At 62.4% G+C, this 16,899-nt stretch carries 6 protein-coding genes; 1 reads left to right on the plus strand and 5 read right to left on the minus strand.

Features of this window, described 5'->3' with window-relative positions:
- Position 1: 1 nt before the first annotated feature.
- The 5 genes from ACM6IK_RS17505 to ACM6IK_RS17525 form a co-directional block, all read right to left on the minus strand.
- Positions 2–1,042, minus strand: a complete 1,041-nt coding sequence (locus ACM6IK_RS17505; protein WP_414875335.1) for an AraC family transcriptional regulator — start codon at positions 1,040–1,042, stop codon at positions 2–4.
- 3 nt (positions 1,043–1,045) lie between these two features.
- Positions 1,046–2,176, minus strand: coding sequence for a nitrilase-related carbon-nitrogen hydrolase (locus tag ACM6IK_RS17510; RefSeq protein ID WP_414875336.1), 1,131 nt, complete (start codon positions 2,174–2,176; stop codon positions 1,046–1,048).
- A gap of 247 nt (positions 2,177–2,423) precedes the next feature.
- Positions 2,424–3,752 carry a TolC family outer membrane protein gene (locus ACM6IK_RS17515; protein WP_414875337.1) on the minus strand — a complete coding sequence of 443 codons (1,329 nt, stop codon included), beginning with the start codon at positions 3,750–3,752 and terminating at the stop codon, positions 2,424–2,426.
- A 1-nt stretch (position 3,753) separates the two neighbouring features.
- Complete coding sequence (locus ACM6IK_RS17520; RefSeq protein ID WP_414875338.1) at positions 3,754–5,094, minus strand: HlyD family type I secretion periplasmic adaptor subunit; 1,341 nt, start codon at positions 5,092–5,094, stop codon at positions 3,754–3,756.
- Between the two features lie 6 nt (positions 5,095–5,100).
- Positions 5,101–6,837 (minus strand): type I secretion system permease/ATPase, encoded by a 1,737-nt coding sequence (locus ACM6IK_RS17525; protein WP_414875339.1) that lies wholly within the window; start codon positions 6,835–6,837, stop codon positions 5,101–5,103.
- Positions 6,838–7,506: 669 nt separating this feature from the next.
- Between ACM6IK_RS17525 and ACM6IK_RS17530 the strand changes: the two genes are divergently transcribed.
- Positions 7,507–16,899 (plus strand): peroxidase family protein (locus ACM6IK_RS17530; RefSeq protein WP_414875340.1); only part of this gene is annotated, 9,393 nt, incomplete at its 3' end.

Below are 16,899 nucleotides of genomic sequence, written 5' to 3' on the forward strand. Positions count from 1 at the left end.
ATCAGGCGGATTGGCGATGGCTGCGGCGAAATTCGCCGGGTGTCTGCCCGTTCCAGCGTTTGAAAGCGCGTTGAAACGCTTCGGCTGAGGCGAAGCCCAGCAGGTAGGCGATCTCTCCGAACGCCAGTTCGGTGTCGCGTATGTAAGTCATGGCCAGGTCGCGGCGGGTGTCGTTGAGAATCGCACGAAATTGTGTGCCTTCATCGGCGAGCTTGCGGCGCAAGGTCCAGGGGGGCAGCTTCAGGCGTGTCGCCACCTCTAGCAGGTCGGGCTCCCGGCCGCCATTGAGCAAGGGTCCCAGCAGCGCGATGATGCGTTCACGCAGGCTGCGGGTGCGTGTCAGTTGTTCCAGTTCCCGCTCACACAGTTGCAGCAAATGCCGCCAGGTGCTCGGGCAATGCTCCGGGTTGCGCTGGGCGAGGCTGGAAAGGCTCAGGCGCAGTTGATTGTGTTCGCTGCCAAACACAATCGGACAGTCACCCAAAACGTCATAGGCCGCGCGGTAGCCGGGCTCCTCGAATTCGATCTCGATACGTTCGGCGCACAGCGGGGAAGGGCTGACACTGGATAATTGCTGCAACCAGCCGGCGATTATCGAGTCCACCACGAAGCGGTTGTAGGCGTTATAGGGGCTGATCGAATAGAAGCGCAGCCAGGCGCCCTGGGCGTCTTCGTGAAAGCTGGATTGACCCCGGTAATTCGAACCATACAAGGCTTCGAACCGGGTCAGGCAGCGCGCAGCTTCACGTACGGTCGGCGCCTGGGCCGCAGTGACGCCAGCGAGGCCGGCCTGGCTCAGGCGACTGAGCTGGCCCATGCGCAAGCCAAGGGCCGGGTCGTCGGTCAGTTGAATGGCACCGTGGCCCAGGCGCATGTAGCGCGGAATCGACAGCCGTGCACCGGCTTCGCTCAGGCGCGCGGCATCGAGGCCGTATTGGTCGAGCAGTGGCTGCGGATCGATACCGTGACTGCGCACAGCATCGGCCAGGCTATGAACAAATCCCACCGACAGATCGCCGAGGCGCATTGGCTGCGGTTTCATGGCTTACAACCAGAGGTTCAGCAAACGCGCGCCCTGGGCGTTGCCGTCGGCAAAGTGCTGGCCGTTGCTGCTGAGGAAACTATGTCCGGCGCTGCCCTGATCCCAGAACTGGCCTCGCAGGAACACACTTATGCCAGCGACAGCCTGACTGGCCGGTATCCGGGTCGTGAGGGTCAGGCGCTGCCAGGCCTGGCCTTCACTGACTTCTCCAGGCTTCAAGTTGACCGACGCCGGTTCCGGCGATCCCCTGTAGCCGTGCCACGGTTGATCCCAGGTGCCTCGGCCGGCGACAAAGGCCGGCACTGCAACCAGCTGTACGCTTTGGTCGTTGAGCTTGAGGTAGTTTTCCGGGTACCAGCTGTCGTGGCCGATCAATACGCCCAGCCTTCCTGCGGGGGTATCAACGACGTTGAGCGAGTGGTCGCCGTTCGCCTTGATCCCGTTCTGTTCTGCGAAGAAAGGGTGCATCTGGCGCTGGGGCTGGCCGATCGGCACGCCTTCGCTGTTGAACACCACGCTGCTGTTGTATAGCGCGCCGCGGCCGATTTTCAGGGTGCCGTCGATGATGCCCGGTTCGGGCAACACGATGGAGCCCGCCACCAGCGTTACGTGGAATTCCCTGGCCAGACCTCCGAACAATGCCTGGTAGTCCCTGGCCATCGCCTTGGCTTTCATGCGCAGGTGGGCATCGTCCAGGCGGTTGCCACCCTCGGCGCTGATCAACGCCTTGGCGAACTTCAGGGGATTGCTCACCGCCAGCCAGTTCATGGCCTCCTTGAGAGTGCTGGCCTGATACAACTCATCCTTCTCGCCGCTGACCATCAGCCAGGTACCGATGTGTTCAGGCAACACGACGACGGTCTTGCCGTTCAGCAAGCCCTGGTCCCGGGCTGCCTGCAGATAGGCCGCGAGCTTGCGGTGCAGACGCTCGGGACTTTGATAATCGGTAGGAAACAGCTCGGGCTGGATGCCCAGCAGATTGCCACGGTCCGCAGGCGTACCCTGGTCGACTGCCAGGTTGATCCGCAGGTCCGAAAGGTAATGACCCACCGGCCGGTCCGCGGCCCACATCGCATAGGTCGTGAGGGCGGCGAGCAACGCCATGGAGAATGTCAGGTACAAGAGTTTGCGCATGGGGACACAGTTTACAGTCTGGAGCCGGGCGTGGCTTTTGATTTGGAACTGGATCGAGCATAAAGGGAATCAAGGACTTAGTGGGTGCGTTTCAACGTTGACGGTTTTTTCGCTGGCGGCTGCCTGTCTGCGCCGGGATAGAGCAGTCAATGAATGGGTTAAACGAGAGGTGAGTTGACCGGGTGGGGGGTATGGAAGGGGAACGCCGGTCAGCCATCATTTAGCTCGACCGGCTGATAGGTGAGCATTATTTGGTGACCAGCAGTTCCGGGCCGAGGTAGTCGTTGATCTGGTTGATATCGTCGTCGCCCAGGCTGCCCACCGATGAGGCCAGGCGCAGGCGCGACATCAAATAGCGCAACTTGGCGTCGAACAGATCGTGGCGCGCAACGAAGAGCAGCTCTTCGGCATTGAGAACGTCCGAGTTGGTGCTGGTGCCACCCTCTTTGAAGCCCTTGCGTGCCGATGCCAGCGAGCGCTCGTTGGATTCCACTGCCTTCTCCAGCGCGCGAATGCGTTTGGCGCCGCTCAGGATGCCTTGATACTCACGGGTGGTTTCGGTGATGACTTCCTGTCGCGCGGCGTCGAGTTCATCCATGGCCTTATCGCTATTGGCACTGGCCTGGCGTGTCAGCGCGCTGACGCCGCCACCGCTGTACAGCGGGATATTGACTTCCAGCCCGATCGAGCCGTAGTGGTTGCGTTGATTCAACTCGGAGAGTGATTGGCTCTCACCCTTGGTGTAGCCGGCAATGAAATCCAGTGTTGGCCAGTGGCCGGCACTGGCGCGCTTCACTTCTTCTGCTGCGAGGTCGCTGCTATAACGGCGCGCATGGATCAGCGGGCTATCGGCCTGGGCTTTGACCAACCAGTCCTGCAGGTTGCTCGGTAGCAGCGGTGGTGTATCGAAGCTCGGGCGCAAGGTGGTCATTGACTGGGGAGTTTCACCGATATATTCCTCGAGCTTGGCGCGCGCGTTGATCAGGTTGTCTTGTGCTTCGATCAGTTCGGCATCGGCAAGGTCGCGACGAGCGGTCGACTCGTCGATGTCGGTGACGGTGCCAGCCCCCAGTTCCATGCGCCGTTTCGCCGAGGCGAGCTGTTCTTCGAAGGCATTCAGCTTGGACTTGGCCAGGACGATGGTTTCGCTGGCCAGGAGCACATCGAAATAGCTTTCGGCCAGGCGCACCGCGGCGTCCTGGGTCTTGGCATCGAACACCGCGATGCTGTAGTCGGCACGCTGCTGACCCTGGCGGTACTCGGCCATCTTCTGTTTGTTGAACAGCGGCTGGCGCAGGCGCACGTTGGCGCCCTTGGAGTCGTAATGGAGATCTCTGTCGACGTTGTTCTGGCTTTGGGAGCCATTGACTTTGTTGTGGTAGCCCGAGGCATTGATCTGCGGTAGCAGGCCGGCCTTGCCAATGGCGCGGTTTTCCTCGCCAGCCTCTTTTTCATGCACGGAGGCCTTGTAGATCGGGCCCTGGAACTGCAACAGATCCCAGGCTTGCTTGAGGTCCATGGCGCTGGCCGGCAGGGCCAGCCCCAGCAGGCAGAAGAACAGGCAATGACGTTCCATCTCATTGTTCCTTGAATGAACTGTCCACACGATCGAGCATTGGTTTAAGAAGATAGCTGATCATGTTGCGTTCGCCTGTCTTGATGGTGACGCTGGCGGGCATGCCGGGGCGAATGTGATTGCTGCCGAGCAGGCCCATGCCATCGGGCGTGACTTCCACCTGGGCCAGATAGAACGGTTGCTTGCTTTCCTCGTCCATCAGGCGGTCGGCAGAGATGGTCTTCACGCGGCCAGGGATGTTGGGTGTCTTGGCATGGTTGAAGGCCGGGAAGGATATGTCCACGGGCAGGCCGGGGACCATCTTGTCGATGGCCTGCACGGGAATCATCGCGTCGACCTGCAGCGGTTCGTTGACCGGGACGATTTCCATGATCTTGAAGCCGGGCTGAATGACCCCGCCGACGGTGGCAATGCTCAGGCCCTGGACCATGCCATCGATCGGCGACCGAATCACCGTGTGGGTCACTTCATAGTCCAGCGAGCGCAAGCGGTCGGCCAGGGTGGTGTTTTCCTTGGCGGTGTCGGTCAGTTGCGATTCGACTTCCTTCAGGTAGTCGTGCTGGCGCTGCAGGATGCGCAGCTTGATTTCGGTGGTCTGGCTGCGCACGCGGGCGATGTTGTTGAGGTTCTCGGCCTGACCGGCGGAGAGGTCGGCATTGCTGCGCTCCAGCTCAAGCAGGTGGTTGCGCGGCACATAGCCTTCGGCCGTCAGCACGCGGGTGCCTTGCAGTTCCTGGTTGAGGAAGCTGATCTGCGAAGCGCGGGCGCTATAGACCTGCTGCAGGCCCTTGAGCTGCACCGCCGACGCGGCCAGGTTCTCCTGCAGGATGCTGATTTCGCCAGCGAGCCCTGCGCGCCGGGTGTCCAGCAGGCGCTGTTGCAGGTCCATGGCGGCCTCCAGGCGGTGATCACCCTTGAAGCGCGCGAGCAACTCGGGGTCGAAGTTCACCACAGCGCGGCCGTCACGCTCCGCTTCCAGGCGGTTTTCCACGGTCTTGCTGACGATGTACTGGGCGCTGACCGCACCCTCTTCGGCAGCGGCACGCAACGAGTCGAGGCGGACTACCTCCTGACCTTTTGTCACCAGATCACCTTCGCGAACGAGAATGGCCTCCACGGTCCCGCCGCTCAGATGCTGCACGGCTTTGCGATTGTTGGTGACCTTGACCGTGCCTGTCGCGACCACGCCGGCATCCAGCGGCGCCAGCCAGGACCACAGGAGGAAGCCGCCGAAGCCGGCGAGCACCAGCCACACGCCCCATCGCGCGGGCCTGCCGACGTCCAGATCTACCATGCTCCGGGTATCGGCTTTGATTATCTCGGTGTGTTGGCTCATTTGCATGATCGGTCACTCCCGCGCTTTGACGGAGGCCAGAGGGGTCGACGCGCCGGCAGGCATCACACTGGCCTTGCGCAGCGCTGCGAATACTTCATCGCGCGTGCCGAGCATCTGCACGCCGCCGTCACGCAGCATCAGCACCTTGTCGACGGCGCAGAGTACGTTGGGGCGGTGGGAAATCAGGATGACGGTGGCGCCGCGGCCCTTGAGTTCGGCCAGCGCATCGACCAGGGCCTTTTCGCCGACGTCGTCGAGGTTGGCGTTCGGCTCATCCAGCACGATCAGATTAGGCTCGCCATACAACGCGCGGGCCAAGGCGATGCGCTGCTTCTGGCCGCCGGAAAGCGGGCTGCCATCGGTGCCCAGACGGGTGTCATAACCCTGCGGAAAACGCAGGATCATTTCGTGCACGCCAGTGATCTTGGCGGCGCGGATGACCGCTTCGCTGTCCACTTCGCCAAAGCGCGCAATGTTGTCGGCGATGTTGCCCTCGAACAGCTCTACGTCCTGTGGCAGGTAACCGAGCCAAGGACCAAGTTCGCCCTTGTTCCAGGTGAATATGTCCGCGCCATCCAGGCGCACCTTGCCGGCCTGTGCCGGCCAGACGCCAACCAGCAGGCGGGCGAGGGTGGATTTGCCCGAGGCGGATGGACCGATAATGCCAAGGCTTTCACCGGGGACAAGGCTGAAGCCCACGCCGCGCAGAATCGTGTTGTTGGTACCAGGGGCACCGGCATACACATTCTCCACCGCCAGCATGCCCTGCGGCCGCTGCAGCGACATGCTCGGTGGCCGGCGCGGATAGTCGTGCAGCATCTCGTTGAGTCGGCCCCAGGCCGAACGGCAGCCGAGCAGTTGTTTCCATGATGCGATGACCTGTTCCACCGGGCCCAGTGCGCGGCCGGTGAGAATCGAGCAGGCAATCATCATCCCCGGGGTGATCTTGCCTTCGATCGCCAGCAGCGCGCCGGCACCGAGGATCAGCGACTGCAAGGTGATCCGCACGAAGCGCCCGGTGCTGCTGATCAAGGCGGCGCGGTCGGAGGCCAGCGTCTGCATTTCCAGAATGCGCAAATGGCTTTGGAACCAGCGCTTGCTGATCGACGGCAGCATGCCCATGGCCTCTATGACCTCGGCGTTGCGCAGGTTGTTGTTGGCGTACAGGGAGGAGGACAGGGCAGCCTGATTGGCTTCGGCCAGTGGCTTCTGCGTCGCCTTTTCCGTGAGGTAGGCCAGGCCCATCAGAATCAGCGAGCCGATCAGGGTGAGCAGTCCGAGTATCGGGTGAATCAGATAGGCGACCAGCAAGTAGATCGGTGTCCACGGAGCATCGAAGAACGCGAACAGAGAGTTGCCGGTGACGAACTGACGAACCTGCGCGAGATCTTGCAGCGCCTGGGCCGGATTACCGCCGGCGCGGCTCAGGTTGCGCTCGAATGCCGCGGTGAAAATGCGCTGGTTGAGCTCCATGTCGAGGCAGTTGCCGACTCGGATCAGCACGCGGGTGCGGACCATTTCCAGCGTGGACATCAGCAAGAACAGACCTACCACCAGCACAGTCAACATCGCCAGCGTCGTGACGTTGCGACTGACCAGGGCTCGATCATAAACCTGCAGCATATAAACGGCTGGCGTCAACATCATGACGTTTATGACGCCGCTGAACGCTGCCAGTGAGTAAAAACTGCGGCGCAGGCGAAAAAGCGCGTCGGCCAGTTCGGAACGGATGCTCGACTGCTTGGGCATGTTGGTCCTCCCACATCGAAAAGCCGGTCGCCCTTGTGGCGCAACAGCTAGCAGAAAATGTAGTTCCGTAAACAGCTTATGGACGCGCAGGCCGGCCGCTCTATGGATGGCGAGTCTTGCGAAATCGCTGCGTTGCTCCCTTATGCAGCAGCGTAGGTGGCGGCGAAACAGTTCGAAATAACATTTTGCTCTATACCTGCACTCAACTTTCTATATGTCTTTTAAAAACAGCTAGTTGAGAGGCTAAGCACCGGTCGTCTGTTTTAACGACGTAATATTGACAAGGATTTGCTATGGAACTTTAGTCTTAGTTATCGGGGGGTCCGCCCGCTGAAGCTTGCCATCGCTTTGGCAATGCAAGGCACGGCGATTCTCCCGAGAGGAGCCGAATCATGTCGTTCATTTCGTTCTTTTGCAGAGGAAAGGGACTGTCCAGGACGTTCGCCTTCACTTCCAGATTCCATGGCCCGCCCAGGGGTCGAATTCGCTCTGCCTGATCACCCGGCGAGCAACTCAATTCGCGAATTCCAGACGTGTATCCCGGGTCCCGGGTAACGCCAGCTCTCGCTAAAAAACATAACCAACAAACTGCGCAAGCCAGCACTTGACTTGGCGCGGCGGGACTTTCTCGTCCCGTGCCTTTTCCCAGACATATCGAGGGCAATCCAAATGGCCAACTTTAATCAATCCGATCTTGAGTTCATTCTCCAGCAGATTTTCATCGCGGAGGCAAACTCGGCCGGTCAGTTGCTTGTCGACCTGATACCAAGCCCGGAATTTGCTTTCGGTCTGCGTACGGTCGACGGGACGTTTAACAACCTGGGTCTGCATCAGAGCGAGTTCGGCGCAGCCGACAACTTTTTTCCGCGCTTGACCACTCCAGTCTTCAGCCCGGCTGAGGCGGGCACCTCTTACACCCAGACCAGCGGCCTGGTGATCGACTCGCAGCCGCGCACCATCAGCAACCTGATCGTCAACGATACCGCCACTAACCCGGCGGCGGTCGCGGCCACGTTCGATCCCGGTCTGGATGGCATCCTCGGCACGGTTGACGATGTCTTGAAGGCCGGTGCGCAGGTGGTTACTGGAACCCGTACCGACGGCACGACGTTCCAGACCTTTTTCATGCCTAACGTGGCGCCGGACGCGGGCCTGTCCGCGCCGTTCAACTCGTGGATGACCTTCTTCGGTCAGTTCTTCGACCACGGTCTCGACCTGGTGACCAAGGGCGGCAGCGGCACGGTGTTCATCCCGCTGCAGCCGGACGATCCGTTGTTCGTTCCGGGTAGCCCGACCAACTTCATGGTGTTGACACGGGCCACCAACCTGCCCGGGCCCGATGGCATCCTTGGCACCGCCGATGACATCCACGATGCCTCAAACACCACCACGCCGTTCGTCGACCAGAACCAGACCTACAGCTCGCATCCTTCGCACCAGGTATTCCTGCGCGCCTATGAACTCGATGCCGCCGGCAAGCCGATGGCGACCGGCGAACTGATCACCAATCGTGACCTGGGCGCCGATGGCCTGTTCGGCACGGCCGACGACGTCGCAATCGGCGGGATGGCCACCTGGAAAGTGGTAAAAGCGCAGGCGCGCGACCTGCTTGGCATTAATCTTACCGATGCCGACTTCGACAACGTGCCGCTGCTCGCCACCGATGCCTACGGCAATTTCCTCAGGGGCCCGAACGGCTTCCCGGTGGTCATGATGAGGGGCGCGGATGGTATTGCCGATACCGCCGATGATATTCTCGTCGAGGGTAATCCTGCTGCGCCGATCAGCCTGGTCAATGCCGTGCGCACCGGCCACCAGTTCCTCATCGATATCGCCCACACCGCCGTTCCGGTGGACAGCCAGACCGGTGCGCCACTGACGGCCGATGCCGACCTCGTTGCCGGCGGCCCGGTGGCCGCTGGCTTCTACGACAACGAGCTGCTCGACGCGCACTACATCGCCGGCGATGGCCGGGTCAACGAGAACATCGGCCTGACCACCGTCCACTCCATCTTCCACTCGGAGCACAACCGGCTGGTCCAGCAGACCAAGGACACGGTCCTCGCCTCAACGGCCGCCGGCGACCTGACGTTCCTGAACCAGTGGCTGTTGACGCCCGTCACGGCTGTTCCTGCTGATCTGACGACCTTGAACTGGAACGGCGAGCGCCTGTTCCAGGCGGCGAAATTCGGCACCGAGATGCAGTATCAGCATCTGGTGTTCGAAGAGTTCGCGCGTACCGTTCAACCGCAAGTCGACGCCTTCCTGGACTTCGATGACACGATCAATCCGGCGATCGTCGCCGAGTTCGCGCACACGGTCTTTCGCCTCGGCCACTCGATGCTGACCGAGACCATCGACCGGCTGGATCCCAACTTCGCCTCCAGCGAGATCGGCCTGATTCAGGCCTTCCTCAACCCGCTGGCGTTTGCGACCAGCGGCCTGACGCCTGCGCAGGCGGCCGGCGCCATCGTCCGCGGCTTGACGCGCCAGGTCGGCAACGAGATCGATGAGTTCGTCACCGAAGCGGTGCGCAACAACTTGCTGGGCCTGCCGCTCGACCTGCCCGCCCTCAACATCGCGCGCGGCCGCGATACCGGCATCCCGTCCTTGAACGAGGCGCGCCGTGAATTCTACGCCGGCACCGGCGACAACCAGCTGAAGCCCTACACCAGCTGGGCCGATTTGGTGCAACACCTGAAGCACCCGGAATCGCTGATCAACTTCATCGCCGCCTACGGCACGCACGCCTCCATTACCAGCGCCACCACGCTCGACGCGAAACGCGTAGCGGCCTCTCTCCTGGTGTTGGGCGGCGTCGGTGAGCCGGTGGATCGCCTGGACTTCCTCCACAGCACCGGTGTCTGGGCGAACAACGCCGGGGCGGACGGTATTCCGAACACCGCAGACGACGTTACCATCTCCGGCGTTGATGACATCGACTTCTGGGTCGGTGGCCTGGCCGAGGAAAAAATGCCGTTCGGCGGCATGCTCGGCTCGTCCTTCAACTTCGTCTTCGAGGAGCAGCTTGAGAAGCTGCAGAACGGCGACCGGCTCTACTACCTGCACCGCACCCAGGGACTCAACTTCCTGAGCGAGCTCGAGAACAACTCGTTCGCCAAAATGGTGATGCTCAACACCGACGCGACCCATCTCCCGGCGCTCATCTTCTCGACCCCGACCTTTACCCTTGAGGTCGACCCGACCAGGCAGTTCAACCGGAGCGTGATTGCCGGTCCGGACGGCATTGTGGGCACCGTCGACGACCTGCCCGGCAATGCCGATCCCACTGGCGGCACCATCATCAACGGCGTCTTGATCACGCCGCTGGTCATCCGCGACAACCCCAACACGGTCGGGCCCGATACCAACTACCTGCAGTACACCGGCGAAGACCATGTGGTGCTCGGTGGCACGGCCGGCAATGACATTCTCGTCGCTGGCGACGGCGACGACACGCTCTGGGGCGACGCCGGCAATGATCGCCTCGAAGGCGGCTATGGCAACGACGAGATCGAGGGTGGCGATGGCGACGACATCATCACCGACGCGGGCGGCGACGACGTCATCCACGGAGGGTCCGGCAACGACGTCATTCACGGTGGTAAGGGCTTGAACCTGATCCTCGCCGGTGACGGCAACGACTTCGTCGTCACCGGCGAGGACTTTTCGGAGGTCTTCGCTGGCGCCGGCAATGACTTCATGCTCGGCAGCCGGGTGAACTTGCCAATGACGGGCGGCGATGGCGACGACTGGATCGAGGTCGGGAACCAGGACGGCTCCCCCGGCGACAATTTCGCCGGTAACCTGCCACTGGCTTTGCTGGCAGAGGTGGTCGGCGGCAACGACGTCTTCAGCGGTGACGGCGGCTTCGATGAAATGATCGGTGAAGGCGGCGATGACATCTTCATCGGCAGTGAGGGCCCGGACAAGATGTTGGGCATGTCCGGTTTCGACTGGGCCACCTACAAGGATGATCGTTTCGGCGTGACTGTGGACATGAACCGCATCGTCTTCGAACAATCGGCCCTGTCGCCTTCTGTTGCAGGCGTGCATACCAATTTCGCCCAGGTGGAAGGTCTGTCGGGGTCGGTGTTCAGCGACATGCTGACCGGCGATGATGCCGACGCGCTCACGATCGCCGCTGCCGGTGTCCAAGGCAGCGTGCTCACCAATATTGACCTCGTCGCCGGTCTGCGGGCGTTTCTTGGTGCGGCTGCAGCCGGCCCGGACGGTATCCTGGGCACGGTAGACGATCAGTTCGGCGCGGGCAACATCCTCCTCGGCGGTGGTGGCAGCGACATCATCGAAGGCCGCGGCGGTGACGACCTGATTGACGGCGACATGTGGCTGAATGTGCGCATCAGCGTGCGCCAGAACCTTGACGGAACCGGGCCGGAGATCGCCACCTTCGACAGCATGAAGCCCATGATCCCGTTCATGCTCGATGGTACCTTCAACCCCGGTCAGCTCGTCATCGTCCGCGAGGTCCTGACGGCTGCCCCCGCCTTTGACACGGCCCTGTTCACGGGCAACCGGCTCGACTATACCGTCACCACTGTGGGCGGTGTGACCACCGTGGCCGACAGCGTCGTCGGTCGCGACGGCACTGACCGACTCACCAATGTCGAGCGGCTGCAGTTCAACGACCAGTCGCTCACCCTGCCAGGCGGGGTCGGGCTCAACAACGACCCGCTGGGCCTGCTGACCATACTCGATGCTGCCAGCAACACCCCGGACGCTACGCCGACCACGGGTCAACTGCTGAGGGTATCGGCTGCCGACGTGACTGATGCGGACAACGTCGCTACCGGCGGTGCGATCGCCGGACCGATCGCCTTCTTCTGGCAGTTCGAAGCGATTCCGGGCTCGGGCGTCTTTCAAGACATTATCCGTCTTGTCGACGGCGGAGCAGCCTCGCAGCGTATGTCCGGGACGACCTTCACGGTGACCCCGGATCTCGCCGGGCTGGAGTTGCGCGTCAGGGCCGTCTATAAGGATGAAAATGGCGTGCTCGAGACGGCATTCTCTGCTCCAACCGCAGCGGTCGTAGCCGGCGTTGCTCCCCCACCGGCAGCCCCGCTGCCGGTCGAGACTCCGGTCGCCAGCACCGGTGTGCACTATATCCGGGCCGATCTGCAGTTCATTCTCGATCAGATTCTGATCGCGGAAAGGAATGCGGCCGGTGAGGATCTCCTCAGCATGCTGCCAAATGCACGGGTGGGTATGGGCCTGCGCACGGTCGACGGGTCGTTCAATAACCTGGTGACGGCTCAGAACGAGTTCGGTGCAGCCGACACAATCTTCCCGCGACTGGTTCCGGCGCAGTTCGATACGGCGGAGGCGGGCACCACTTACGCCCAGACCAGCGGCCTGGTGAACGACTCGCAGCCGCGCACCATCAGCAATTTGGTCGCCGACAACACCGCCACCAACGCGGCGGCGGTCGCGGCCACGTTCGATCCCGGTCTGGATGGCATCCTCGGCACGGTTGACGATGTCTTGAAGGACGGTGCGCAGGTGATTACCGGAACCCGTACCGACGGCACGACGTTCCAGACCTTTTTCATGCCTAACGTGGCGCCGGACGCAGGTCTGTCCGCACCGTTCAATACCTGGATGACCTTCTTCGGTCAGTTCTTCGACCACGGCCTCGACCTGGTGACCAAGGGCGGCAGCGGCACGGTGTTCATTCCGCTGCAGCCGGACGATCCGCTGTTCGTTCCGGGCAGCCCGACCAACTTCATGGTGTTGACGCGGGCCACCAACCAGCCCGGGCCCGATGGCATCCTCGGCACCGCCGACGACATCCACGAGGCTTCAAACACCACCACGCCGTTCGTCGACCAGAACCAGACCTATACCTCGCATCCCTCGCACCAGGTGTTCCTGCGCGCTTACGAGTTCAACGCCGCCGGCGCGCCAGTGGCGACCGGCAACCTGATCACCAATCGTGACCTGGGCGCCGATGGCGTGTTCGGCACGGCCGACGACGTCGAAATCGGTGGGATGGCCACCTGGAAAGTGGTCAAGGCGCAAGCTCATGACCTGCTCGGGATCAACCTCACCGATGCCGACTTCGACAACGTGCCGCTGCTCGCCACCGATGCCTACGGCAATTTCATCAAGGGCCCGAACGGCTTCCCGATGGTCATGATGACGGGCCCGGATGGTATTCCCGATACCGCCGATGATGTGCTCGTCGAGGGAGATCCTGCTGCGCCGATCAGTCTGGTCAATGCCGTGCGCACCGGCCACCAGTTCCTCATCGATATCGCCCACACCGCCGTTCCGGTGGACAGCCAGACCGGCGCGCCACTGACGGCTGATGCCGACCTCGTTGCCGGCGGCCCGGTGGCCGCAGGCTTCTACGACAACGAACTGCTCGACGCGCACTACATCGCCGGCGACGGTCGGGTCAACGAGAACATTGGCCTGACCACCGTCCACTCCATCTTCCACTCGGAGCACAACCGTCTGGTCCAGCACACCAAGGATGTGGCCATCGCCTCCAACGATGTCAACTTCCTGAACCAGTGGCTGATGCCCGATGCCCAATTGTCGGTGTTGCCAACAACCGCGGCTGAGATCGCTGCCCTGCACTGGAACGGAGAGCGCCTGTTCCAGGCGGCGAAATTCGGTACCGAGATGCAGTACCAGCACCTGGTGTTCGAAGAGTTCGCGCGTACCATTCAGCCGAACATCGATCCCTTCATTCCTGAACACCAGAACTATCAAACCGAGATCGACCCGGCGATCGTCGCCGAGTTCGCGCACGCGGTCTACCGCCTCGGCCACTCGATGCTGACCGAGACCATCGACCGGCTGGACCCCAACTTCGTCTCGAGCGATATCGGTCTGATTCAGGCCTTCCTCAATCCGCTGGCGTTTGCCGCCAGCGGCCCGACGCCTGCGCAGGCGGCCGGTGCCATTGTCCGCGGCGTGACGCGCCAGGTCGGCAACGAGATCGACGAGTTCGTCACCGAAGCGGTGCGCAACAACTTGCTGGGCCTGCCGCTCGACCTGCCCGCCCTCAATATCGCGCGCGGCCGTGATACCGGGCTTCCGACCCTGAACGAGGCACGTCGTGAGTTCTACACCGCGACCGGCGACAGCAACCTGAAGCCCTACATCAGCTGGTCCGATCTGGTGCAACACCTGAAGCACCCGGAATCGCTGATCAACTTCATCGCCGCCTATGGCACGCACGCCTCCATTACCAGCGCCACCACGCTCGACGGGAAGCGCGCCGCGGCCTCTCTCCTGGTGTTGGGCGGCGCCGGCGAGCCGGCGGACCGGCTGGACTTCCTCAATAGCACCGGCGCCTGGGCGAGTGGCCCGACCGGCGTCACCATCACCGGTCTGGACAACATCGACCTCTGGATCGGCGGCCTCGCCGAGGAAAAAGTGCCGTTTGGCGGCATGCTCGGCTCGACCTTCAACTTCGTGTTCGAGAACCAGATGGAGAAGCTGCAGAACGCCGACCGCTTCTACTACCTGGATCGCAACGCGGGGCAGAACTTCGTCACGGAGTTGGAGAACAACTCGTTCGCGAGACTGGTGATGGCCAACACCGATGCGACCCACCTCCCAGCCGTCATGTTCTTGACTCCAGCCTTTACCCTTGAGGTCGACCCGACCAAGCAGTTCAACGAGAGCGTGATTGCAGGTCCAGACGGCATAGTAGGCACCCTCGACGACCTGCCCGGTAATACCGATCCTGTCGGCGGCAGCGCCCTGGTTCCGCTGGTGATTCGGGACAACCCCAACACGGTCGGTCTCGATACCAACTACCTGCAGTACACCGGCGAAGACCATGTGGTGCTCGGTGGTGCGGCCGGCAATGAAACGCTCATCTCCAGCGAAGGCGACGACACGCTCTATGGCGACGGCGGCAATGATCGCCTCGAGGGTGGCAACGGCAACGACTTCATCATCGGGGGCGATGGTGACGACATCATCAGCGACATCGGCGGCGACGATACCATCCACGGTGGCGACGGCAACGACGTCATCCACGGCGGCAACGGCCTCAATCTGAGCCTCGGCGGCTTCGGCAAGGACTTCATCGTCAGCGGCACGGACTCCTCGGAGGTCTTCGGCGGCGCGGGTGACGACTTCATCCAGGGCAGTGTCGCCGACGAACAACTGATGGGCAACGAAGGCGATGACTGGATCGAGAGAGGAACCGCCGATGGCGCTCCCGGCGACAATTTCGACCCGAACGGGCTCGACCCGATACGCGGCAACGACATCTTCATCGGCACCGGCTCGCCCGACAGATTCATGGCCGAAGGCGGTGACGACATCATGTTCGGCAACGGCGGCGCGGGCGACCGCTACCTGGGTGGTTCCGGTTACGACTGGGCCGGTTTCAAGGACGACTCGTTCGGCGTGAGCGTCGACCTGGGCCTCGCCGACATCGTTCTCGGGGCGCCACTGCCGGAGTTGGCCGCAACCGTGGCTCGGTTCCGTCAGGTGGAAGGTCTGACGGGATCGCACTTCAGCGACATCCTGCGTGGCGATGATGCCGATGCCACCGTGATCGCGGCTGCCGGTGCTCAGGGCAGCGTGCTCACCAACTTCGACCTGGTCAGCGGCCTGCGCTCGTTCGTCGGCACGGCAGCAGCCGGCGCGGACGGCATTGTGGGCACGGCAGACGATCAGTTCAGCGCCGGCAACATCGTCCTTGGCGGCGGCGGCAGCGACATCATCGAAGGCAATGGCGGCGATGACCTCATCGACGGCGACAAGTGGCTCAACGTACGTATCAGTGTGCGGCAGAACATCGATGGCACAGGTCCGGAGATCGCAACGTTCGACAGCATGGTCCCGTTGGTGCCGCTCATGCTCAATGGTACCTTCAACCCCGGCCAACTCGTCGCCGTCCGTGAGATCCTGACGGATGCGCCTGACCCCCTTAACCCTGGCCATTCCTTCGACACGGCCCTGTACACCGGCCTTCTGGCCGACTACACCGTCATCGAGAACGTCGACGGCACCGTGACGGTCACCGACAGTGTCGTTGGCAGGGACGGGATCGACACCCTCAGCAATATCGAGCGGCTGCAGTTCGCCGATCAGTCGCAGGTTCTCGTCGCTGGCTTGAACGCCGAGCCGGTGGGCTTGCTGAGGGTCAGCGATGGCACGCCGGCCGTTGGCCAAGTGTTGACGGTGTTGGCCGACACCGTCCGCGATGCGGACAATGTCACTACGGGCGGTGCGATCAGCGGTCCCATCGCCTTCGTATGGCAGGTCGAAACGAACCCCGGCACCGGTATCTTCGACGACATCGGTATTGTGCTCGGAGGCGGACTAGGAACCGCGACCGGCTCGACCTTCACGGTGACCACGGCTGAGCTGGGGCTGGCGCTACGTGTCAGGGCCATCTATCAGGACGGTCAGGGCGTGCTGGAAAGTGTGTTCTCGGCGCCGACCGCGCCAACTGCGCCACTCGGCGGTAGCCCCGTCAACGTCCTGCCGGTCGGCACTGTGCTGATCAGCGATACGACCCCCACGTTAGGCTCGGACTTGACCGCCACGGATGCGTTCACCGACGCCGACGGGATCACGACCTCGGTGATTACCCATCAGTGGCAGGTGGGGAGCGGTGCGATCTTTGCCGATATCGCCGGTGCGACGGGCACGACCTTCACGCTCAGCCCGGCGCAGGTCGGTCAGCAACTGCGTGTCGTCGCGAGTTACACCGATGACCTCGGCACACTTGAGCTAGTCACCTCTGCCGCAACGACAGTGGTCGGTAATCTGTTTGTCGGTACCGCCGGTGCCGACATATTCACCGGCACGGCAGGCGACGACGTGGCCAGCGGAGGTGATGGCAACGACATCCTGAACGGCTTGGGTGGCAACGACATCCTCAACGGTGACGCGGGCAATGACATGCTCATCGGGGGGACGGGTGCCGATACGATGGCCGGCGGTGTGGGCGACGATATCTACGAAGTCACCGACCTTGGGGACGTGGTGACCGAGCTCGGCGGTGAGGGTATTGACACGGTCTGGAGCTCGCTCTCGGGCTACACGCTGAGTGCCAACGTCGAG

The organism is Pseudomonas sp. IT-196MI5, from assembly GCF_949767415.1.
In the GTDB taxonomy this organism is placed as follows: domain Bacteria; phylum Pseudomonadota; class Gammaproteobacteria; order Pseudomonadales; family Pseudomonadaceae; genus Aquipseudomonas.